The organism is Coleofasciculus sp. B1-GNL1-01, from assembly GCF_040220235.1.
Classification (GTDB): domain Bacteria; phylum Cyanobacteriota; class Cyanobacteriia; order Cyanobacteriales; family Coleofasciculaceae; genus Coleofasciculus.
The window spans coordinates 139,808-162,840 of the sequence record NZ_JAVJTO010000070.1; the positions used below are offsets into that span (position 1 = coordinate 139,808).

A 23,033-nucleotide genomic window follows, 5' to 3' on the forward strand; every position below is an offset into this window, starting at 1 on the left:
GTGCGGGAAGTACAGGAATGAGATGTTCCAGACGTAGCCTGTTAGGTCTCTATCGCCAAATTGCTACCAAATTGTCCAAATTTTGGGTAGAGCGATCGCGAAACCAGCTCCCCAACTTCTTCGTTGAACTAGATTTACAAGTCGCCGATCTACCGGGAGTTGGCAAGAATTGTGGCTTAAGTTGACACGGATGCACCGACGTGCGTCCCTACGGTTTCCGGTTGAGTTAAATTCAGGACTAATGGAATTCAGGATAATTGAGGTAACTTTCAAAAAACATTAAAACTTTAGAACAAAAGCCCTAAATCATTAATGTAAACTCTGATTGCGCCTAAATTCTGCCTTTTAAACTCCTCAATAAAACCGAATTTTATTTGAAATAAGAATGCGACAATAAAAATCAACAACCTACCCCTAGGTCGATAAATGACTAAATGCTTAATTCGTCTAGCTAGCACTAGCCTTTTAGGAACTTTAACCTTTGCCACAGCTAGTCATGCTATACCTGCATTTATCGATTTATCAATTAACCAAGCAATTATTTGTGCTAATTGCAAACAGGTGCTTTTACCCAATCAAAAACCGCTGAATTTTAAACCTACAGGAGATTTAACCTTGAATCAAACAACGACAAGTAGTAATAAAGAGCCTCGACCTTCCCCGCACAATTTCCTAACCCGTTCTGAATGTCGGGGCAGTTCCCGCAGACAGAAAAAACAAAACTATTCAATTTTATATTTTCGCTTTTGGATTACCGAAGAAGCCTGTAATGTGGGCAAGCTTTATCAAGATTAAAACCACATAGTTAAGGGCTTAAAAAATATTTTATCCTTAATTATTCACCGGACTCACTTTAGCCCGATACAATAATTTATCACCTTGCCGATAGCCCACATAACGAACTCGCACCAGCTCTCCGGGTTGAACGGTTCCCGACATTAATTGATGCCATTGGGGATCATAAGCCAATTCATCACCAACGGAGGCGATCGCTTCTATGCCCCATTGTTGCAGAAGCTGTTCCACTGGCTTGATTAGAGGCAATAATCGGATGGCAGGTAACTGGTCATTCTGAGTTACCGCATAAGCGGCTGTGGGCCACTGTAATAACCATGATTCTAATACCTGCACACTCGATTGCTGAAATTCCTGTAAAAGGGTTTCGCGTTGTTCGGCGAATTGCTGTTGTAGTCGGTTGTATTCCTGCTTGAGGTTGTCAAGGCTTTGCAATGTGGGAATCTCAGAACTCGGTGAAGTGCGATCGCGCGGCGGCGTCATCGGGGAGATTGATTCGGGTGAAAATAAGGTTAGCAATTGATCGACCGATATTTGCAATACCTGCGATAATTTCAGCAGCGTCTCTACCCGCATTTGCGATACCTCTCCCTGTCGCAGACGTTTCAGTTGTCGTTCAGACACACCACTGACGCGACTCAGTTGGCGAAAACTGGACACATCCACCTGCTGCATGAGGTATTGTAACTGTTGGGTGTAATTCGGGGCAGACTGATTCTTATGGCTAGATGTGGACATGAGTATGAGTGATCGGGAATAGTTATAGTATTTTGACAGACTTGAGCTGTTTTCCGTCAAAAGCCTCACGTCAACCTGATGTCCTAACGTATCCTGACGCACCGACACGCCATAGAGTTGGGGTAGGAGATATCCTACCCCGACAAACAGTAATTCAACAGTACAGCGTAAGTCCTGCAAGAATCGCAAAAATTAGGTTGATTCCTTCCCCTGTTCTCAGACGCACCCTGATATGTCTGGAACATTCTTCCCTGACTTAATAAACACCCCGTTGAACAAATCGTTGCCAAATAAAGATGGCAATAATCGCTCCCAAAACAGCCACGACAACACCGGGAATACTCAACGATGTTGCTGTCATGGCTAATTCCCCCGTCGTTAGAAGTGTTGCCAAGGTTCCACCCAGAAAAGCACCGACAATTCCCAGTAATAGAGTGGAAATAATGTTGCCACCTTGATGACCTGGGTAAATTGCCTTGGCAATTGCACCAGCTAGTAAACCCAAAACTATCCAAGCCAAGATATTCATGGTTTTTTCTCCAACCTAATAGTTATTGATGTTGATGAGTTTATCTTTTTGAGTTTTGATTCAACCTCTATCTCCAGAAATAAGCTGGACAAATAAAACCTTCATTTTTTAAGTTTTATCAAAAAAATAACTCATCTTATTGACGAAAACAGCCAGATGCGGACAGCTCAACAACGCCCCGACACAATTATGTAAAGCTGATTACGGTACTTTTCGGAGTAAAAAATGCTACATCTTTAGGGTTTGTACTTAGTCCAAAAGAAATATTCCTAAAACAAGCTAAATTTAATTGAAGCTTTGTTTTAACTAACAATCATCTATCACTTTATATAAGTATAAGTTATTCACTTCGGCAGAAGAAGCCGCTAGGAATCAGAGATTAAATAGGAAGGGTAGACCAGAAAACGGCATTAAAAAAACCTTTCCTGCTGGGAGAAAAATAAATGACTTTAAGACACCATAAACGAGCGATAGGCACTTTTCCCAACCGCCAAGACGCTGAATCGGCACTGAGAGACCTAAGAAATTCTCACTACCCGATGGATAAAATTTCCGTGATCACCCAGGATTCTCATCGACCGAATCAAGTTGGTGGAACAAATGGACATAAGAAAGTAAGTAACAAAGCCGATGAAGGTGCGACAACAGGTGTTGTCACCGGAGGTGCATTAGGAGGTTTGACAGGCTTGTTAGTCGGTTTGGGTACCTTAGCCATTCCCGGCGTCGGACCGATTTTACTAGCCGGTGCAACAGCAACCGCGATTGCAACCACCATAGCAGGCGGGGCTATCGGAGCAGCTGCAGGTGGTTTGGTTGGCGCACTCATTGGGTTAGGCATTCCGGAACACCGAGCCAAAGTGTACAATGAGCGAGTCTCTCGCGGAGACTATTTAGTCATCGTAGAAGGCACTGAAGCCGAAATCCAACGTGCCGAACGCATTTTGCACCATCGCGGGATTCAAGAGTGGGATATTTTCGATGCGCCGAAAATGGCTCCCTCTGGTACCCACCCTGTCACCTCCAAGACTTTTGATCATCATTTAGATCACCATCACTCTCGTGCCATTGGTATATTTCCCCACTATCACCATACCGATGCTGCCATTCGCGAATTAAACCAGGTGGGTTTTCCTCTCAGTCAAATTTCCATAATTTCCCGTGATCAGGATCGCCATAACTGGATACCGGGTTTGAATGTTAGCGATCGCTTCGATAAAACATCATTGGGTTTTCTCAATGATCGTCATCACTTCTTTCATGACCAATTCAAGCGGGGTGAATTCCTGATCGTTTTAGAGGGTACAAAAACCCAAATCCGTCGCGCCGAAGCCATCTTGCACCGTCACGGTGTTCGAGAATGGGACAGTTTTAATGCACCGGATGACAACGCCTCTGAGACGGATCAACCCCTTGTCTGTACTCCCCATGCTGACACCACTCGCAATCACCATGCCATTGGTGTGTTTAAGAAGCGTCATAACCTGGAAACCACCCTCTGGGAATTGAGTAATGTTGGCTTTCCCATGAACCACGTTTCTCTAGTTAGCCGTGACAACAAGCACCACAACTGGATACCGGGTTTAAGTGTTTGCGATCGCTTTGATCAGACATCCTTAGACTTTCTGGGAGAACGTCATCACGCTTTCCACAACCGATTTAACCAGGGTGAATACTTGCTAATCCTAGAAGACAAAGAAGACCAAATCCGTCGCGTCGAACCGATCTTGCACCGTCATGGTGTCCAAGACTGGGAAGTTTTTGACGGACTCAATACTAATCACTCTCGTCGGAGTAATTCCATGGCTAATACTTCCCACTCGTTAGGACACCATCATCGGGCGGTTGGTACATTCTCCCATCGCCCTAATATGGATACAGCAATCCAGGAATTATATGATGCCGATTTTCCCATGAATCAAGTGTCTGTGATTGCGCGGGACTATCAGCGCCACAACTTGATACCTAATCTTACCATTCGCGATCGCTTTGATAGTGCTTTCGGCTTTCTCGGACAACGTAATTCCTTATTCCATGACCGATTCAACCAAGGTGCATTTCTGGTCATGGTAGAAGGCACCCAAGCCCAAATCCACCAGGCTGAAACCATCTTGCGCCGTCATGGGATGCAGGATTGGGGAATTTATAATTCGACTACGGGTCAGGTTAAGCAACCCCATCGCATCAACCGGATTAGTGATGCTCCTGAAGTCGTAATTGTTGACCGTCGCCATTAAACCGTCTCATACAAGTAGAAGGCAGACAACTCTGAGGTTAGCAGGTTAATCAATCGGGTTTCTCAATGTTTAAAGGATGATATTTATTCAGTCCTTAATCAAGAAACCCGGTTCTTGAAATTATCGGCATTGGTGTTCTAATCCTGATTATTTCGATAATTGACCTAATCTGCAATACTCAAATCTCGTGAAAATTACCTTACTGGTGTCAGTAAGGAATTTCTTAACCATGCCAAAAATCAAGGATTAAAATCCTTGTCTCCTGTTTTCACCCTTAGGAAAAACCATGAAAAAATTCACTCCAGTTCTCTTGGCTAGTGTTATGCTCTTTGGTGCCGTAGCCTGCGCCGACGGTGCTAAAACCAGTGCAGATGCTCCAAATACAATTACAGACCCCGCAGAAATTCCAGACGCTGACGAGGCTCAAGATAGCCAGAAAGACGCTCAAAGTCAAGTCCGCCAAAACCAGCTTAATTCTGACATTCGCGCCCGGGAGCAGCGCAATAATGCCTTAAATGACGGTGCGGCTGAAGATAGAAGTGATGATGACCTAGAGAGCGAAGTTCGCAGTAAACTCGAAGCGAATCTTCCCGCTGGTGCCTTAGTGATTGAAGCAGAGGACGGTGTTGTAATGGTATCGGGAACGGTTCCCACTCAGGAACAATTTGAGAGAATTGAACCTTTGGCAAAAGAAATTAAAGGGGTTCAGTCTGTCAATGTTAAAGCTGCCGTTGCTCCCGCACAACCGAAGGAGAATAATTGAACCCCTGAAATTGGTTTCAATAATTAATTTAATTAACCCCAAAAGCCAAACTTATTGGAAATTAAAGTCTGGCTTTTTTTTGTTGTATAGCAGTAGACACATCGATTAGGACCAAAGAACTGTTGTAGAGACGTTGCCTGCAACGTCTCTACCCAATTATGCGTCCTCTAGTGAAACCTGTTTTATCAGTAGATCTACTGATACTGATTCAACTAACCCCTTAAGTTGGATAAAATCACGGTGTTTGTTCCTCCAAGTCTCCGCCTATCCTAGTGATGCAATAAATCGTTGGCGTTCACCACCTGCCACTTTTTTATTCCAAGGGGGATACATCCATGACGGTAAACTGGAAAGCATTGCTGGCAAAAACAACGGTATGGTTAGCGGCTGAGATATTGCTCAATCTTCTAGGACTTGATAATCTAGCTGATTACAGCGAGTTTATTTTTGGACGACAACTCACAGATTTATCCCAGCCAGCCCTGTCCCAGTTGATGCTGTTTACCCCTTCCTCAACGGGAGAGGATAATCCTATGTCTTGGGTGAGTTAAGCTTAGTGGCAAAATCTCTCTTAACGGATGAGGCAATTTTGAGTTCCTCTGAATCGGTAAGTCCTCCACTGTCTTAATGAAGTGGCTATGACCGATAATAATATTACACCCTTCCGGAAGCTCTACGGAAACTGACTTCAGTTCCATAGCTGTCTCCTCACGCGCTACCTACCCTACCCTACAGCTTTTATTTTCATCAGTCAGGGGTCACGGATCACGGGTTAGGCTGCCACTTCTTTACAAAACTCAACATCTTTTTTGCAAATAGGGGGTGACACCCCTCACCCCCAATGACTATAATTATGCTTAGTAGATGCACCCTGATAATCTAGAGAGTTGCTTAGGTGACTCTCTTTTTTTTTGTCCTTTGTCCTTGGCGAATCAGGACGAACCGATCTCGACATTCATTGAGTAGAGGGCGACCCGATCCAATTGAGTGGAATGGAGTTTTGAATTAGTCCAAGCGGGTCGCCCCTACACGGAACAGGTGTTTTGGAGCATTCATCCATAACGGGCGCAATCATGGGAAATTCTTAACGTATTCGTCTCGCCGCGATCGCAAGTCGTCTCAGCTTGATCAAACTGACGGTAATGCAGAGTCCAGTTAATCGCCAGTAGGTTAAAGCCGTGCTTTGGCGATCGCTTGTACACCACGCCAGATCAAACGTACTATCTGCGGAACGGTGCGGCGGCGGTGACGGTTTCGGTGAATCATATTAGAGTTCTCCCAGTGCAGGTTGCAAATGCTGTAAGGCGGTGAGGAATTGTTGCTTTTTCTCCAAGGCTTGCAAGCCAGAACCTGTGATTTTGTAATAACGTCGGCGTGCGCCTGTGGTTTCCTCAGGCGCTTCATCACCCCAGCGAGAGGTAACAAATCCCCGCTTTTCTAGTTTTCGCAAGGTGGGGTAAAGAGAACTGAAGCCAATGGTGCGTGCACCTTTGCTGGCTTGCGCGATCGCACTCATAATCTCCAATCCATAGCGTTCTCGATACATCAGCGCATTCAGGATCGATTCTTCGATCAGCGTCAGATTCAGCGTGTCGTCTTTGTTGCGAGTGGACATTGGGTCATCTCTACTATATTCATAGTTTCATTGTATATTCAATTTTTGAATATAGGGGTGTGATCGCTCCGTTCGTTCGTAGTAGGCGCTGACCGCGCCTCTATAATAAATGGAATCAGCAACAGAAACGCGATCGCGATGGCAATCACCACAGCCAAATGGACAATAGACGAGTATCACCGCATGATTGCGGCGGGGATTTTAGTGGATCGGCGAGTAGAACTACTTCAGGGAGAAATTGTCGAGATGTCACCAGAAGGAGAACCCCACGCCTACTTCAATAGTGAAGCTGGGGAATATCTAATGCGACAGTTAAGCGATCGCGCGATGGTTCGGTTAGCTAAACCGATAAGCTGTTCGGCATTTAAACCTTAATATCAATAACGGCGAAAGCCTTGTAGTGCGTTAAGCGAAGCCATGCCGCAGGCTTTGCATCTTGCTCGCTACTAATACCCAATTTAAATGCATGACAGCTTAACACTCCCAAACAACTCTGAACCTGAACCTGATATTGCCATTGTGCAATGATTGGGGCGTGAATACCTAGAACATCACCCTTATCCAGACAACATTTTATGGTTAATTGAATATTCAGAGTCCAGTTTAGAGAAAGATTTAGAGATAAAACGTAAAATTTATGCCCAAGTTGGTATTCCTGAATACTGGGTTGTTAATCTTAAAAGAAGACAACTGATTGTTTTGCGAGATCCCCAAGATGGGAAATACGCTTCCAGAGCTACGTTAACTGGAGGAATAATTTATCCCCTAGCGTTTCCTGATCTAAATATATCCGTTGATTCTATTGTCACTATTGATACTTAACTGTAGGGACGCAAAGCTGACGCCATGGTATAGTATTCTAAACTAGCATTGAGTTTTAGGGATGAAACCCAAAACGCATAAAGGTCAATTAACGGTTTGGAAAGACGAAGGGGGGTTTGGCTTTATCAAACCCGATCATGGCGATCAAGACGTTTTTCTGCATATCAGTGGATTAAATAACCCTAATCGCCGTCCCCAAGTCGGTGACATTATCCGTTATCAAGTAACCGTTGCCAATAAAGGAAAACTTCGTGCTAGCAAGGCTGTCATCGAAGGAAAAGCATCTCCGCCTAGTCCCAAACAGTTAGCCAAAATTTCTCCTAAAAGAAAGCGATCGAAAAAGAGAACAAAATCATCTTCTCTAGTCTGGGAAGTTTTGTTTTTATCTCTATTTCCTCTTGGCGGCTCGATTCACTTGGCATCAATAACATCAAATTTAATTCCTCTCCTGTTGTATTTGATCATGAGTGGGTTAACCTTTGTCCTTTATGCTCACGATAAGTCCCGTGCTAGAACCGGAGAATCGAGGATACCTGAGAAAACGTTACATTTGTGCGAACTAGCAGGTGGATGGTTAGGCGCATTCATTGCTCAACGCACCCTACGCCACAAAAGCAGCAAAAATTCTTACCAAGTCTTATTTTGGGCAATTGTGGCTTTTCATATCATGTTTTGGAGCGCTTGGCTGTTCAAACATTTATTTAATTGAGTGGAAAAATGAGGTTAAAAAACTTTTGTGCTTGGGCAATTGCTCAACTTGATATTACTCAATATCCGGATTTGATGGAATTACAAACAAAAATTGAGAACTTATAGCGTTGTCTTAATAGGGGACTCTTGGCTTCCGGGAACGACATCAATCATAATTTTCGCCCAGTCCAGGATTTTGCTAGACTTCAAATGACAGTTGGTATTTGTATCTCCAGCCATGACAGCGACTCCAGTACCATCCCAATCCCTCAGCGCGATCGCCCAATCCACTCGCCAAGCCGCACGACAGTTGGCGGTTATGTCCACTGATACCAAAAATCTAGCGATTGAAGCGATCGCCAAAGCCTTAGAAACCGCAGCACCGGATATCTTGGCGGCGAATATCGCAGATTGTCAAGCCGCAGAAGCGGAAAGTATCCCTAAACCCCTGTACAATCGCCTGAAGCTGGATGAGACGAAACTGAACGCCGCGATCGCGGGAGTGCGGGATGTGGGGAAGTTGACTGATCCCATTGGCGCAATCCAAATTCATCGGGAACTCGATGATGGATTAGTTCTCAAGCGTGTCACCTGTCCCCTGGGAGTCTTAGGCGTTATCTTTGAAGCACGTCCCGATGCGGTGATGCAAATTAGTTCCCTGGCGGTGAAATCGGGGAATGGGGTGATTCTTAAAGGAGGAAAGGAAGCGGTTCGATCCTGTGAAGCGATTGTTAACGCGATTCATAAAGGATTATCCACCAGTTCAGTTGATCCAGCGGTAGTGCAACTCTTAACCACGCGAGAGGAGACAATGGCGCTGTTGCAATTGGATGACTACATTGATTTAATTATTCCCCGAGGCTCAAATTCCTTTGTCCGCTTCGTTCAAGACAATACTCGGATTCCGGTATTGGGTCATGCTGATGGAATCTGTCATGGTTATATTGATCGGGCGGCTGACTTGCAAAAAGCCGTGGAGATTACCGTCGATGCGAAAACCCAGTATCCGGCGGTGTGTAATGCGATAGAGACGCTACTGGTACATCGGGCGATCGCGCCGAGTTTCCTTCCCCTAGCCGCAAAAGCCTTAAAAGAACGGCTGGTAGAACTTCGTGGCGATGAAGCAACCTGTCAAATGATTGACTGTTCAGCCGCCACAGATGCGGATTGGTCTACAGAATACAATGATTTAACTCTGTCGATTAAAATTGTTGATTCCTTAGAAGACGCCATTAACCATATCAATCATTATGGTTCTGGGCATACCGATGTTATTGTTACCGAAGATTCCGATATTGCCCAGATATTCCTCAATCAAGTCGATGGCGCGAATGTGTTCCACAACTGTTCGACTCGGTTTGCGGATGGGTTCCGTTATGGGTTTGGCGCGGAAGTGGGAATTAGTACAAATAAATTACCGCCTCGTGGTCCTGTGGGATTGGAGGGATTGGTGACATATAAGTATCAAATGACAGGTCAAGGTCAGGTTGTGGCGAGTTATAGTGGCAAGGATGCGAAATCCTTTACCCATCGGGATTTGGATTGAAGAAAACCTAACAATAATTGGTGTTTCATCTTTTGTCTTCAAGTGTTGAATATAGAGGTGCGATCGCGCCATTCGTTCGTAGTTGCGCTTCAGCGCCTCTATAGTTAGCAATAAAGCCAGCCAAATAAACGCGATCGCAATGGCAATCACCACAGCCAAATGGACAATAGACGAGTATCATCGCATGATTGCGGCGGGGATTTTAGAGGATCGGCGTGTGGAACTACTCCAAGGAGAAATTGTCGAGATTTCACCAGAAGGAGAACCCCACGCCTACTTCAGTAGTGAAGCTGGGGAATATCTAATGCGGCGGTTAAGCGATCGCGCGATGGTTCGTTTAGCTAAACCGATAACACTCCCAAACAACTCTGAACCTGAACCCGATATCGCCATTGTGCAACGATTGGGGCGTGAATACCTAGACCATCACCCTTATCCAGACAACATTTTTTGGCTAATTGAGTATTCCGAGTCCAGTTTAGAGAAAGATTTAGAGATAAAACGTAAAATTTATGCCCAAGTTGGTATTTCTGAATACTGGGTCATTAATCTACAAAGAAGACAACTGATTGTATTTCGAGATCCCCAAGATGGAGAATACGCTTCCCGATCTGCCTTAGCGGGAGGGATAATTTATCCCCTAGCGTTTCCTGATATAAGTATATCCGTCGATTCTATTGTCAGTATGTAAATAATGTATAACCTAGTTTTTTTGTGATAAATGTATCAAATCGAATTCGTAATGCTGTTCGAGATTTACATTACTTCAAGAAGAAGGACGCTATTCAATTCGTGAGGTATTTTATGAGCCAGATGGTACGATTGTCGCTTATAGTAAAGCACCTGTTGTTGTTGTTGGCGCTTCGCTGGAAGAATTGATCCAACTGGTCAAATGGTTTAAGGATGCATTCGACTTACCTGTGTTATCAATAGAAGAAGTAGATGCTCAAGTTGCAGAAAAACCGACAGATGCCAAGTCAAAGCACGAGAACAATATTCCCTTAAACGATCTAATTGCCCAACTATCTACTGAGACTGAGTCAGGTGACTAAACACGTAAATAGTTAAATAATTTGCCATGAAAGTTCAATCGGTCGAGTTAAAGTATTTCAAGAAATTCAGAAATCCGCCTGTATTTGATTTTACGGATTCGGAAACGGGTTTAGCACGAGATATTATTGTCCTAATTGGCATGAATGGTGCGGGTAAAACCAGTCTTTTACAGGCAATTGCGGCGACGCTAGGAGTAGCAACTGGACGATTACAAAAACTTCCTGATTTAGATTGGGTAGGATTTAATTATGAACTGTTAGGAAATAACTGGGGTCGATTTGAGCCAGATGTAACTCTAAAGGTACAATTTTCATCTGAAGAACTCCACGCTGTTCAGGAATTCCATCACAAGTTACACGAAATGGGTCGTCATTTACCCGTTACTCCAGCAGAGGATTACCTAGCAACTTTGAAATGGCAAGGTGAGCGAGTCCAAGCAGATACGGCGCCTCAATTGTTTCAATTTAAAGGGCGAGATTATGCCAAACAACTGCGGCGATCTGAAGGGTTTCAGGTGTTTGAACGAGTGGGTACAGTATTCTGGTATACCGATCAAAGAACGTCAACAAGTTTAACCAGTGAAGATCCCGATCAAAAAATTGAAATAACTGAAAACATTTTACGCGATCGCCTATCAAAATGGCGTCAGTTCCATCAAGATATTGAAATAGGTAGAATTAAGCAACTACGTCCAGGACAAAAAGATGTGTACGCTGAAATTGAACAAGTTTACCAGAAGGTTTTCCCCGAACGTAGTTTTGAAGGTCCGGTTCCCCGCGAAAATATTGATGATATCCTGAGTGAACCATGGTTTTATCTCTACGATGGCAAAAACCAGTATGAAATTTCGGAACTCTCTGGCGGAGAACGGGCTATATTTCCCATGTTAATGGACTTTGCCAACTGGAATATTCATAATTCAGTCATCTTGATTGATGAACTTGAATTACATTTACATCCGCCAATGCAACAAGCATTGCTGAGGACTTTGCCAAAGTTGGGTAAAAATAATCAATTTATCATCACAACTCACTCTGATTATGTAGAGCAATTAGTCCCTGAAGCACATATTATCCGGTTAGAGGTGTAACTTTGAGTGTCTCTGATAAGGTTATTTTCTGTGAGGGGAAACAAACCAGTTTAGATATCAAGCTTCTAGAGCGCATCTTAGCAGAACAACCAGGACAGAGACCAACAATTGTGTCGGCTGGTGGGAAGTTTACCTTTTCAGTTTTTGCTCAAGGTTATTTTTTTCCTGATGAAGCGATCAACCAACGATACATCATTTTTAGGGATAGAGATTTTGATGTTCAACCAACCGCAAACGTTAAATTACTACAACTGGGACAACGCTGCTTTTTAACTCATCGTGCTTGTGTTGAAAATTATCTTTTAGATGCTGATTTAATTCATAAGTATTGGCAGGCTAAGTTTACAGAGAAATCGGAAAATCCTTTATCCAAGTGGGGACATGGCGATTCACCGGGAATTGAGACAATTGCAGCATGGATTGACAGTGCAGCAAGGACGCTGACAGACTATCAAGCAGTAAGATGGGCATTGGCTGATGTAGCGAAGCCAAGTGTGGCGCGATCGCAGCTTGAAACAACTTGGACAAAAGGTAGTGGTAACCTTCCAGCTTCTTTAGATTTACAACACTGTCAAGCTGAAGCCAAGAAACTCATTCAGACATTTAAAGAAGCTGTTGATCAAGTCACCCAAGATAGATTTGAAGAAAGTCTCGTTATCTATCAGACTCAGTTTGACCAAGCTGAATTTTGGCAACAGAAACAGTATTTGATTTGGTTTCATGGTAAAGATTTGCAAAAAGCTATGCAGCGACAAGAATCTCAATACATTTCTTTAAAAAACTTTTTTAATTGGGCAATTGATCAACTTGATATTACTCAATATTCTGATTTGATGGAATTACAAACAGAAATTGAGAACTTATAAGTAGATGGACACAATTAAACTTAACGGTAGAGACGTTCCAGGGAACGTCTCTACACCAACCTATTTTGTGGTACTCTTACGACTCTTCGAGGATTTCGAGGATTTCGAGGATTTTGAGGATTTTGATTTTTTGGAACGACTGCTGGATTTTTTCGCCGCCAATAGTTCCAAGGCTTTTTCTAGGGTAATCTCCTCAACCGATAAATCCTCCGGGAGTCCCGCATTGGTTTTACCATGTTTAACATACGTTCCATAAGGACCCTCGTAGACATTGACGGGTTCTTTGTCCTCCGGATGTTCCCCTAATTCCTTTAAAGGAGTCTTAGACTTGCTGCGACTACCCCCTTTAGATTTCTTCGGCTGAGACAAAATTTCCAATGCACGATCCATGGAAATTGTCAATACATCATCGTCTTTTTTCAGAGAACGATAATCTTTTCCCTCTTTCCCCTGGTTGTGGACAACATAAGGACCAAAACGTCCCAATCCCGCCTGAACTTTACCCCCAGTGGCGGGATGAACCCCTAAGGTACGGGGGAGGGCTAATAAACCCAGCGCCATGTCCAGAGTGACATCTTCCAGGTTCACCCCTTTGGGTAAAGACATCCGCTTCGGTTTCTTATTCTCCTCCGAGACTTCACCCAGTTGCACATAAGGACCATAACTCCCGATTAACAGATAAATCGGTTCACCTGTTTCCGGATGCAGCCCCAATTTTTCCGGTCCTTGGGTTTTTTGCTTGAGGATTACCCCCACCTGTTCAGCATCCAGTTCCGAGGGGGTCAAATCTTGGGGAATGGACGCGGTGATGGAACCATCGCCATTTTCGGCTTCGATGTAGGGACCAAATTTACCAATGCGAACTTTGACATCCAGATTTTCCAGTTCGATACTCCGGGCTTCGTTGGGATCAATTTGGTCTTCCCGTTCGCGAACTTGGGTTTCTAAGCCGTTGTCACCCCGATAAAATTTCTCCAGATAGGGTAGCCATTCGGCTTCTCCGGTGGAGATTTCGTCCAGGGTTTGTTCCATTTTGGCGGTAAAGCTGGTGTCTACCAAGTCAGGGAAATGTTTCTCTAATAAACTGGTGACGGCAAAGGCGGTGAAGGTGGGGATGAGGGTCTTTTTTTGCATTTGGGCATAGCCGCGATCGATAATTGTACCGATAATGCTGGCGTAGGTACTGGGACGCCCAATTCCTTCACTTTCTAGGGTTTTGACCAGGGAGGCTTCGGTGTAGCGCCCTGGGGGTTGGGTTTCATGACCGACGGCTTCTAACTCTTTGCACTCGGGATGATCTCCGACGGCTAAGGCGGGAAGGACGACTTCTTGGTCTTCTAAGGCGGCGTCAGGATCATCGGAACCCTCTACATACGCCCGCAGATAACCGGGAAAATCAATACGTTTACCTGTAGACCGAAATCCGGCATCTTCGACTTCCAAGTCTACGGTAATGTGGGTTTGGCGCGAATCTGCCATTTGGCTGGCGACGGTGCGCTTCCAAATTAACTCATACAGTTGTAATTCACGACCCGATAGTCCAGTATCTCTGGGGGTACGGAACGTATTTCCGGCGGGGCGAATCGCTTCGTGGGCTTCTTGGGCGGCTTTACTTTTGGTGCTGTACTGACGCGGTTTGGGGCTGAGGTATTGCTGACCATACATTTGTTCGACGCAACTCCGGGCTGCCGCGATCGCTTGTGCGGATAAATGCACCGAATCCGTCCGCATATAGGTAATATACCCCTGTTCATACAAGTTTTGAGCCGTCCGCATCGTATCTCGCGCCGATAGGCTTAATTTGCGGTTGGCTTCCTGTTGCAGGGTGGAGGTGGTAAACGGGGGGGCGGGTTTGCGGGTGATGGGGCGTTCGTCTAGGTCAGTCACCGTCCAGGTTTTGTCTGTCAGCCGCGCCTGTAAGTCTCGCGCTTCGGCTTCATTCAGCAGCCGCACAGTCCGCCCTTCAATAATTTGCCCGGTGTTGGCGTCGAAATCACTTCCGGTGGCTATTTTTGTCCCCGCTAGGGTGACAAGTTTGGATTCAAAGGGCGTATTGTCTTGGTCTAAAAGGGCTTTTAAATCCCAATAACTCCCTTGACGGAACGCACGGCGTTGGCGTTCTCGATGCACCAGCAGCCGTACAGAAACGGACTGAACCCGACCGGCTGATAATCCCCAGGCGATTTTTTTCCACAGTAGAGGCGAGAGGGTATAGCCCACCAATCGGTCTAAAATTCGGCGGGTTTCTTGGGCGTGTACCAGTTGGTCATCAATATCCCGACAGTTTTGCAGGGCGTCACGAATGGCTTCTTGGGTAATTTCATGAAAAACCATGCGTTTGCAGGGAATTTTGGGTTTGAGGACTTGCAACAAATGCCAACTAATGCTTTCCCCTTCCCGGTCTTCGTCTGTGGCGAGTACCAACTCTTCGGCGTTTTTCAAGGCGTCTTTGAGTTGTTTGACAACTTTCTTTTTATCCTTGGGGACAACGTAGATGGGTTCAAAATCTGCCTCTACATTGACCCCCAACTGCGCCCATTTTTCTCCCTTGACGGCTTCGGGGATCTCACTAGCCGATTGAGGGAGGTCACGAATATGACCCATTGACGCTTCTACTTGATAGTCCGAAGGCAAGTAGTTACGAATGGTACGGGCTTTGGTGGGAGATTCGACGATGACGAGGGTGGTCATGGGAGTCCTCAAAATAGCAGCCTAGCTGAACAGTCTAATCTAAGTCGTTTATGCAGGGTCTCAAGTCATTGATCCGTAATCCGGGCGTTTGAACCTTTCCCTTCGTTCAAGAGAACCGGGTGCGTGAGTGCGTAGGGGCGGGTTTAGGGACTTTCTTGTCGCTATTGATGGTAACAGTTGTACAAAACCTGCCCTGACCGATTCTTCACGTCGCTTAAGGACATGGTTTTGAGTGGGAGTGATGTTCATGGGTGTTGGCGTATGCGGTGCATGATGGCTAGGTTAGGCGGTTGGTGCATCCCCAAAGTTGTAATTAGCAGGGCTATGCCAGGAATACAGTCCCAGTTAGTCCCATACTAAGCTACTGCTTTGGGTCGATCATTTATCCGATGTCTCTTCTTCTCTTATATATCCCATCTCAACGGTAACTGCACTTTTTCCAGAGGAAAGGTGGGGAGTTGGGGGAGATGGGGGAGATGAGGGAGATGAGGGAGAAAATGTAATACTGAACCAAGACTCTAGGTAGGGTTGGCTGCACAACTCCAAAACCCTTATCTATCAAGGCTTTGAGTAGCATGGACATTGGCTCATCTTCAAGAACATAATGTAAAACCCTTTCATACCCCTGCACCGCTATCAGGGAAAATGTATCATTGCTTCCCCTGCTTCCCCTGCTTCCCCTGCTTCCCCTGCTTCCCCTGCTCTCTACCCCACCACAAGACTTATTCAGCAGCCCCTAGGTAGGGAGCAAGATGCTCCCACTACGAACATCTAATTGCCAAAAGGGTGATGATGATTGATTGTAAGAGGGGGATTAAAACCCAAGGGATATATTTTTTATATTCATCATAAATATGATGATTATTGCTAATTTATAATAGGTTACTCACTGTGCAAAACTAGCCACTTCTACAGGACGTTCAACCGCTAAGGATTTACGTTGGCGTTTAATCCGCTCAATTTCGTGAAGGGTTTGTGCGGTAAAATAGCTCTCACCACAATCAGGGCAACTGAGGATTGGAATATTTTCGATCACGAGTAGGTCTTCACCCTTGCCGTATGCCCTAGTAATCTGGCGGATGATTACATTTTCACTTCCACAAATATCGCACATCATATAGCATTTTCCCGTTTTTAAGGTACATATACTGTAATGATAACTAGCTTCCCAGTTGGACTCAGCTTGGCAATTAACTCGACTTCCCCACCATCAAGAGTTGTACCTCGAATGCGGTATTTCGATTCGGCGGTCGCCCTATCTTTTTGACGTTCCAGTATCTCGCCTGTCAGAATGCCTTGTTCAATATCATAGATCGTGAGGGTATCCTCGCTCATTTCTTCTTCAGCGTGGAGTGTCATTACATATTTTCGTGAGCGAATCTTTTCTCGCATTCGTTGCAAGATTTCATCGAACATAGCATTACTAATTTCATCGACCTGTGTCCAAAATGATTATCCTAGTTTTCAGGGATTTGTTATATAGCATTACGGGCATACGTTAGGACATTACTCTGTTGCCTATTGCCTATTCCCTATTGCCTTTTCACCTAATTTTATTGTCCTAACCTCAATGCGTAGTGCTATAATAGAAATCTTTAGCCGATCGCACTCCCAATCATCGCCAATCATCAGTTGCTAGACCCGCCTCGATCAGGAGTCGGATAGGCATTGCCCACCCGACATCACATCCTTTTTAACAAGGGGCTAAGGTTAACGCTTCACCCGTGAGACTGAACGCCCGAACTTCGGTAATTTTCACCTTAACTAACTGTCCTTTTAATTGATTAATATCCCCGCTAAAGAAGGTCAACCGATTTCCTCGCGTGCGCCCCATCACTTGGCTGGAATCCTTGGGATTTTGATCTTCGACAAGAACTTCTTCAATTCGCCCGAAATATCGTTGCGATCGCGCGGCGGCTTTTATACTAACTAAATGGTTGAGTCGTTGTAGGCGATCGCTCTTAACTTCCTCACTCAGTTGATTCTCCCATAAGGCGGCGGGTGTACCGGGGCGAGGCGAGTAAGCGGCGGTGTTTAATTGGTCAAATTCAATATCTTCCACCAGTTTTAACGTATTCTCAAACTGTGCCTCGGTTTCCCCCGGAAAGCCGACAATTGCATCCGCACTAATCGACGCATCGGGCATATAATCGCGAATCGTATTAATAATTCGGCGATATTTTTCCTGGGTATATCCCCGCGCCATGGCTTTGAGGATGTCGTTATCCCCGGATTGGAAGGGAATATGGAAATGTTCGCAAACCTTGGGCAATTCCTTGCAAGCGCGAATGAGTCGTTCCGTGAAATAGCGGGGGTGACTCGTGGCAAACCGAATCCGTTCAACTCCGGGGACATCGTGAACATAATAGAGTAAATCTGTCAAGGTGTGCTGATGTCGTCCCGATTCAGTCACGCCGGGTAAATCTCGCCCGTAAGCATCAATATTTTGTCCCAGTAGGGTGATTTCTTTATACCCTTGCTGTCCTAATTCCGCCATTTCTGCCCGAATCGCCTCTGGGGTGCGGGATTGTTCCACGCCGCGCACATTGGGGACAACGCAGTAGGTGCAGCGTTCGTTACAGCCGTAAATCACATTCACCCAAGCGGTAACGGTGCTATCGCGGCGGGGTTTGGTAATGTCTTCAACGATATGGATGGGTTCAGTGGCGACAACTTGGTTTCCGTCGGAGACTTGTTCGAGTAAGTCTTTTAGGCGGTTAGCGTGTTGAGGTCCCATGACTAAATCCAATTCGGGGACACGCCGCAGCAGTGATTCTCCTTCCTGTTGAGCGACACATCCGGCAACAATTAAGGTAAGGTCAGGTTGTTCTTGTTTCCGCTTTGCTTGTCTACCCAGGTAGGAATAGACTTTTTGTTCGGCGTTATCGCGAATCGTGCAGGTATTGTAGAGGATCAGGCTGGCGTCGTTGGGGTCTTCTGACCACTCAAATCCCATATCTTCTAAGATACCAGCCATGCGTTCCGAGTCGGCTTTGTTCATCTGGCAGCCGAAGGTGGTGATATGGTAGCGACGGGGAGAGGTGGTCATGTTAAGTAGCAGGGTTTTGAGATAACGTTAGATTTTCATTATAGGTTTTGGTTGTTGAACAAGCTGATGTTGAATCGAATCAGACTGGAATCGAGTAAGCTGTAGGTGTAAATTCTGGCAATTTGGGGACGTGCAATTATGTCACTAGCTGAGGTGCTTCCTGCTGCACGACAACTCACCGCAACGGAAAAGCTCAAACTGATCCGAATTCTGGCTGAGGATTTGGAGATGGCTAAGGATATTTTACCGTTGGAACCCTTTAAAATCTATGACTTGCCCACCCCTTATGATTGTTTTGGGGCAGGTGCAGTTTTAATGGAAGCCTTCAAACCCTCCGATGCAAGTCAGCAGTGATATATGCGGTTTAAATATTCAACCACTAGCCCAAATCAAAATGAGTTTGACAGCCTGCCGAGACTTCCGCTAATTCTACATCAGGAAGACCAGAGAATTGAAGCAATTGGGCTAGTGGATAGCGGTGCTACAGTTAATGTTTTACCTTTTGAACTCGGTCTTCAATTAGGGGGAATTTGGGACGATCGCAGCGCTATTATTCAGTTAGCGGGTAATCTTAGCAATCAGCCAGCAATGCCCTTTTCTGCGATCGCCAAAATCGGAGACTTTCCCCAGACAAAATTGCTGTTTGCATGGGTGCAGCGTCCAAACACACCATTGATTTTGGGTCAGACCAACTTTTTTATTGAATTCGATGTTTGCTTCTACCGTTCTAAATTAGAATTTGAAGTCAAGCCAAAATCTCCTTAGCCAGCCAGCTAACTCTACCATTGCACACCAAATTTTCTCATAAATTATCGTGCCAAAAAGCAAGAGAGTAATTCATCTGAATCTTAGTTTTCACGGTATGGCTCTTGCTCCCCTCTCCCCGGCGTGGGAGAGGGGCTGGGGGTGAGGGGTTGAGCTTAAGTTGATACGGATGGTTTCACAACTATCTTTTCGGTTGCACCCAGATGTAACTAAACCCGCCCTGACTCAGGTGTCTAAACTTGCCATGAAACGTTCGCATCTGAAGGAGTAAGCGGGTTGGTGAGTCTTTAGATTGTGGCTGGCGAGTCTCTATACGTGGCTAGCGAGTCTTTATGTGTGGCTAGCGAGTTTTTATGTGTGGCTGACGAGTCTCTATGTGTGGCTGACGAGTCTTTGAGCCTGGAACAAGCCCTGGCGAACCGCCTAAACGACTCAATCAACATAATCCGTCTATCCTAACGGGTGAAATGGCAAGAAATAGGAAAGGAACTTCACCTTCAGCGTGAATCGAGATACAATCGGAACTTGGATTATCCGTTGTCGGGAACCCGCAACATCCGTTCTTCAATCGCTGCCCAGGTTTTGGGCGATACCCGCACAGCTGATTTTTTGCACTGAATTATTAGGTAATTTACGTAAAAATAATTGTGAAATGCGCTTGTTTCTTTTACAGATAATTGGATAATATGTTTTTTTAAATTAAATGCTTTTAACCAAATCTGCAAGAGTTTATTCGCAAATTCCTTGTGTACTTTATATGGTTGATTGCTGTCTGGTAATTTAGTTTTAAGAGATTCTATTCTTGCAATCATTAAAGTGAAATCTATATTCTTGAATATTTTTATTTTTTCTAAATCGCGGGTGAGATTTTTGGCAATCTTCAGACTAACAGCACGATCTCTGACATAACTAAGGTTGAGGGTAGATACGAAATCATCAGCATTAGCCAAATTTCTGGAAAAGCCAAGAGTCCGGGCTATCGCTCTGGCGTAGATATTAAGATGAAGGTAGTTAGCATAATCAAGGGTGATAGCATTGGCAAGAGTATTCGCAATAACGTAGGCGATCGCACGTTTTGCTACAGGCTTCATATTGCTTTCAGAATCAGCCGTTATCCAATCTGCCCAACGTAATAAAGCTTGTAACCGGGGAGTATTAATATAGGTTTGCGCTTCTTTTTCCATCAACAAGAGTAACTCATCTGCCCCACCCCGCATTAATCCAGAAACCAACAAGAACACCTCTCGCCAGCGCTGATCAGTAAGATGTTCCTTGACTAACTTTTCAATTTGGCGATGATCATCAATATATTGCGCCGTCAAATATTCCTGAAGCGTCAAATGAGAAAACGAGTAAACCCCTTCTGCCCGTTGGACTAATACCCCATGTTGTTTTTCAATTGACCTTAAAACCGCTTCTCCATCAATAAACGTTTCATCCGGGAGCATTTCTGCCAAGAGTTCCTCAATCTGATCCGTAATTTCCCGTCTAGGTAAAAATAAATGATCTGCCTGAAACGCATCATGGGCAATTTCAGACAGGATCATCTCCTTGCGTTTCGTATCTAATCCTTTATAAACGTCATCTTTAAACACACCTTTTTCTGCTGCCCATTCTTCCAGCAAGACACGCAATGCTCGTTCATACAGCGTAGCGCGGTTGGTGGGAAATTTCCGCGATCGCTGATAGAGCAAACAGACTAATGTCAGCAACAATGGTGTCTGGGTGAGTTCCTTTGCCGCTTTATTGTCTTGATGATTCAGCTTTTGCCAACATTCTTGACCAGTTTGTGGTTCACGCCCAAACCAATTGCTAATAAATTTTTCAATCTGATCATCATCAAACTCTGCCATTGCTACATCGGTAAAGCGGCGGAAGTTGTTGCGATAAGCGGCAACCCGACAGGAGGCAATAAAGCGATTCTTATCATGTAAATCGACAAAGTTCTGAATATGCTGAATTACTTGATTCATCCGCTCCGTTGGCACTTCATCCAATCCATCCAACAAAATCAGCAGTTTCCCTTGTTCCAAGGCTTTAGCAGTAAATGCCGGGTACGAGGGAAAGCCACAGATGCGGAATTCTTCAGCAATTTTATGTTCGATATCAATATCACCCTGGTTAAATGTCTTAAGTTCAATCAATACCGGAATACAAGCGTGTTTAAATTTTCCCTTCTTTCCCTTCAGCGCTTCCAATCCCATCCGCCGCAAGAAGGTAGACTTTCCTGAACCGGGACTTCCTAACACCATCAAATACTGCTTTTGATTGGCGACAGTAATTCCGGGTTGCTTGGGGCAATCTTTAGACTGAAAACTCCGCTGTTTTGCTTCCCGATAGACAGTTTCTAGGGTTTCAACGGATTCAAAACTCCGAATCGCAGCGTCATTCAAAAATTGCACCGTTGTATAGACGGATTCCAAAGAAACAGGTTCTCGCATTCCTAAGACTTTCAGAATGCCATGACGTTCTGTATAATTCTGTGCATATTGTCGAGAGGCTTTAAAAATCGCTCGTTTAGCTTTTTCATCCAGAGTTTTGCCAAATAATCCCAGAACTTTACCACCTTGTCCCCAGAGGGTTTGGAAAACGGGAACGGCGATGCCGCTAATCGCTTGAGCGATGAGAGCTTCAGATCCAGTCATGGCGGTAAGAATGCGATGGTAGGGGAATTATTAACCAGATTAACGACTATTCTAGACGAATTGCCACTTTAGTTTTCAGACGCTTCAAAAGCAAGACGTTCCACCGGAACGTCTCTACATGGCTCCCCTCTCCCAAGCTTGGGAGAGGGGCTGGGGGTGAGGGCTGGCTTGGGTGAAAGCTAAAATCCCTACAGTTTTGGCTTAACCACTAGCGCGGCTATCAACGCAGGTGTACCGCCAATTAACCCGATAATCAACCAACGACGAAAATCAAACCCCTTGCGTCGAGCCAGGAGCGCCGCGATAATACCAATGATGCAGTGAAGCGTTAACAGAAGATAGGGATTAGGTTGTAGCGGTAAATTAGATAGCAAAGCAACTCCTTGGAATCGATGCGACGGATATCCAGTTGTTATCAACAATAGCCTATTTTGTCACAAAGGCTTTCACTCGAAAAGGCAGAAGAAAAAACACCTTTTTTACGCTTCACTTTGTTTAAGGGTATACTTTTTACATTTTACTCTGCTCTCCTGGATTCCGTTCATTTGACCGGGCAAAAAAGTCAACCATAATCGATTGTTTGTCTTGAACCTCTAGTAAAATTACTGAATAGGCGATTAATTCGTCAATCGCCAAACAAATTACTCCTACTAATACCAGAAACATTCCGGTGATAAACAAAAAAATGGGGACTCGTTCCAGGAGAGTGATCCCCATGAAAAAATGCAGGGCAATAGCAAATGAGGTCAGCACAAAAAAAACTACTGCTAATGTATCGCAAAGGGTTGAATTCCGAACATACCAGGCGCGGCGCAACAGATTATTCAGTTGATGTTCTAAGCTTAAAAAGCGAATATCTTCTCCCGAATCGAACTGTCCTTGATGCATTAATTCTCGCGAAAGGATTCTTCTCTCGTTGTTCAATAACCGGATACGATTTAATAAAGAAGACTGTCTCGCATTTAATCCCAAAAAAAATAATCCACTGGAGGAAATCATCACGGCTGGTGCAAGAATAGCTTGAATGACTTGAGTGACAGTGAGAGACATTTGATCCATGATTTTCCTGGGTGCTACCTAGCTAAATCTTGAGCAGTTTGACATCCTCCCCACCTTACTTCGTTGAAGGTAGGGATTCCCAT

At 44.8% G+C, this 23,033-nt stretch carries 23 protein-coding genes and 3 pseudogenes; 15 read left to right on the forward strand and 11 right to left on the reverse strand.

The genetic code is table 11. The annotated features are described in order from the left end of the window. Positions 1-17: 17 nt before the first annotated feature. The gene (locus RID53_RS17395; RefSeq protein WP_446389288.1) at positions 18-185 is read left to right on the forward strand and encodes a hypothetical protein; all 168 of its coding nucleotides are present in this window, start codon (positions 18-20) and stop codon (positions 183-185) included. A gap of 241 nt (positions 186-426) precedes the next feature. Beyond that, a complete protein-coding gene (locus RID53_RS17400; RefSeq protein ID WP_446389289.1) occupies positions 427-795 on the forward strand; it encodes a hypothetical protein in 369 nt (122 codons plus the stop codon). A 36-nt stretch (positions 796-831) separates the two neighbouring features. On the opposite strand, the gene RID53_RS17405 is transcribed toward RID53_RS17400, so the two are convergent. After that, positions 832-1,533, reverse strand: a complete 702-nt coding sequence (locus RID53_RS17405) for a helix-turn-helix domain-containing protein (protein WP_446389326.1) — start codon at positions 1,531-1,533, stop codon at positions 832-834. A gap of 256 nt (positions 1,534-1,789) precedes the next feature. Continuing rightward, complete coding sequence (locus tag RID53_RS17410) at positions 1,790-2,062, reverse strand: GlsB/YeaQ/YmgE family stress response membrane protein (protein WP_446389290.1); 273 nt, start codon at positions 2,060-2,062, stop codon at positions 1,790-1,792. Between the two features lie 443 nt (positions 2,063-2,505). Between RID53_RS17410 and RID53_RS17415 the strand changes: the two genes are divergently transcribed. From RID53_RS17415 to RID53_RS17425, 3 genes are all read left to right on the forward strand, one after another. After that, positions 2,506-4,296 (forward strand): general stress protein, encoded by a 1,791-nt coding sequence (locus RID53_RS17415; RefSeq protein WP_446389291.1) that lies wholly within the window; start codon positions 2,506-2,508, stop codon positions 4,294-4,296. 286 nt (positions 4,297-4,582) lie between these two features. Next, positions 4,583-5,059, forward strand: coding sequence for a BON domain-containing protein (locus RID53_RS17420; RefSeq protein ID WP_446389292.1), 477 nt, complete (start codon positions 4,583-4,585; stop codon positions 5,057-5,059). 335 nt (positions 5,060-5,394) lie between these two features. Continuing rightward, positions 5,395-5,610: a hypothetical protein gene (locus RID53_RS17425; protein WP_446373506.1), complete on the forward strand. Its 216-nt coding sequence runs from the start codon at positions 5,395-5,397 to the stop codon at positions 5,608-5,610. Between the two features lie 57 nt (positions 5,611-5,667). Here RID53_RS17425 and RID53_RS17430 read toward each other — a convergent pair. Further along, a pseudogene (locus RID53_RS17430) lies at positions 5,668-5,757 on the reverse strand (adenosine-specific kinase); the annotation flags it as partial. A 569-nt stretch (positions 5,758-6,326) separates the two neighbouring features. Further along, positions 6,327-6,674: a PadR family transcriptional regulator gene (locus RID53_RS17435; protein WP_446389293.1), complete on the reverse strand. Its 348-nt coding sequence runs from the start codon at positions 6,672-6,674 to the stop codon at positions 6,327-6,329. 138 nt (positions 6,675-6,812) lie between these two features. Between RID53_RS17435 and RID53_RS17440 the strand changes: the two are divergent. The 8 genes and pseudogenes from RID53_RS17440 to RID53_RS17475 form a co-directional block, all read left to right on the forward strand. Next, positions 6,813-7,025, forward strand: a pseudogene (locus RID53_RS17440) (Uma2 family endonuclease); the annotation flags it as partial. A gap of 126 nt (positions 7,026-7,151) precedes the next feature. Continuing rightward, a pseudogene (locus tag RID53_RS17445) lies at positions 7,152-7,496 on the forward strand (Uma2 family endonuclease); the annotation flags it as partial. A gap of 61 nt (positions 7,497-7,557) precedes the next feature. Next, positions 7,558-8,205, forward strand: a complete 648-nt coding sequence (locus RID53_RS17450; protein WP_446389294.1) for a DUF1294 domain-containing protein — start codon at positions 7,558-7,560, stop codon at positions 8,203-8,205. A 219-nt stretch (positions 8,206-8,424) separates the two neighbouring features. Beyond that, positions 8,425-9,732: a glutamate-5-semialdehyde dehydrogenase gene (locus tag RID53_RS17455; protein WP_446389327.1), complete on the forward strand. Its 1,308-nt coding sequence runs from the start codon at positions 8,425-8,427 to the stop codon at positions 9,730-9,732. 139 nt (positions 9,733-9,871) lie between these two features. Beyond that, entirely contained in the window at positions 9,872-10,423 is a 552-nt protein-coding gene (locus RID53_RS17460; RefSeq protein ID WP_446389295.1) for a Uma2 family endonuclease, read from the forward strand. A 184-nt stretch (positions 10,424-10,607) separates the two neighbouring features. Then, positions 10,608-10,784: a hypothetical protein gene (locus tag RID53_RS17465; protein WP_446389296.1), complete on the forward strand. Its 177-nt coding sequence runs from the start codon at positions 10,608-10,610 to the stop codon at positions 10,782-10,784. Between the two features lie 26 nt (positions 10,785-10,810). After that, a complete protein-coding gene (locus RID53_RS17470; RefSeq protein WP_446389297.1) occupies positions 10,811-11,875 on the forward strand; it encodes an AAA family ATPase in 1,065 nt (354 codons plus the stop codon). A 2-nt stretch (positions 11,876-11,877) separates the two neighbouring features. Beyond that, the gene (locus RID53_RS17475; RefSeq protein ID WP_446389298.1) at positions 11,878-12,741 is read left to right on the forward strand and encodes a hypothetical protein; all 864 of its coding nucleotides are present in this window, start codon (positions 11,878-11,880) and stop codon (positions 12,739-12,741) included. Positions 12,742-12,801: 60 nt separating this feature from the next. Here the strand turns inward: RID53_RS17475 and topA are convergent, their stop codons facing one another. The 4 genes from topA to miaB form a co-directional block, all read right to left on the reverse strand. Further along, positions 12,802-15,432, reverse strand: coding sequence for a type I DNA topoisomerase (gene topA, locus RID53_RS17480; protein WP_446389299.1), 2,631 nt, complete (start codon positions 15,430-15,432; stop codon positions 12,802-12,804). Positions 15,433-16,318: 886 nt separating this feature from the next. Continuing rightward, a complete protein-coding gene (locus RID53_RS17485; RefSeq protein ID WP_446389300.1) occupies positions 16,319-16,549 on the reverse strand; it encodes a type II toxin-antitoxin system MqsA family antitoxin in 231 nt (76 codons plus the stop codon). A 17-nt stretch (positions 16,550-16,566) separates the two neighbouring features. Then, complete coding sequence (locus RID53_RS17490; protein WP_446389301.1) at positions 16,567-16,848, reverse strand: DUF4258 domain-containing protein; 282 nt, start codon at positions 16,846-16,848, stop codon at positions 16,567-16,569. A 277-nt stretch (positions 16,849-17,125) separates the two neighbouring features. Next, the gene (miaB, locus tag RID53_RS17495; RefSeq protein WP_446389302.1) at positions 17,126-18,481 is read right to left on the reverse strand and encodes a tRNA (N6-isopentenyl adenosine(37)-C2)-methylthiotransferase MiaB; all 1,356 of its coding nucleotides are present in this window, start codon (positions 18,479-18,481) and stop codon (positions 17,126-17,128) included. A 138-nt stretch (positions 18,482-18,619) separates the two neighbouring features. On the opposite strand from miaB, the gene RID53_RS17500 reads away from it, so the two are divergent. Both RID53_RS17500 and RID53_RS17505 read left to right on the forward strand, forming a co-directional pair. Further along, the gene (locus RID53_RS17500) at positions 18,620-18,835 is read left to right on the forward strand and encodes a hypothetical protein (protein ID WP_446389303.1); all 216 of its coding nucleotides are present in this window, start codon (positions 18,620-18,622) and stop codon (positions 18,833-18,835) included. A 3-nt stretch (positions 18,836-18,838) separates the two neighbouring features. Next, entirely contained in the window at positions 18,839-19,246 is a 408-nt protein-coding gene (locus tag RID53_RS17505) for a hypothetical protein (RefSeq protein WP_446389304.1), read from the forward strand. A 530-nt stretch (positions 19,247-19,776) separates the two neighbouring features. Here RID53_RS17505 and RID53_RS17510 read toward each other — a convergent pair. The 3 genes from RID53_RS17510 to RID53_RS17520 all read right to left on the reverse strand — a co-directional run bounded on the left by RID53_RS17510 (position 19,777) and on the right by RID53_RS17520 (position 22,950). Next, positions 19,777-21,891 carry an NACHT domain-containing protein gene (locus RID53_RS17510; protein WP_446389305.1) on the reverse strand — a complete coding sequence of 705 codons (2,115 nt, stop codon included), beginning with the start codon at positions 21,889-21,891 and terminating at the stop codon, positions 19,777-19,779. 188 nt (positions 21,892-22,079) lie between these two features. Further along, positions 22,080-22,265: a hypothetical protein gene (locus tag RID53_RS17515; RefSeq protein WP_446389306.1), complete on the reverse strand. Its 186-nt coding sequence runs from the start codon at positions 22,263-22,265 to the stop codon at positions 22,080-22,082. 136 nt (positions 22,266-22,401) lie between these two features. Beyond that, on the reverse strand, positions 22,402-22,950 hold the full coding sequence (locus RID53_RS17520; protein ID WP_446389307.1) for a DUF2721 domain-containing protein: 549 nt from the start codon (positions 22,948-22,950) through the stop codon (positions 22,402-22,404). Between the last annotated feature and the right edge of the window lie 83 nt (positions 22,951-23,033).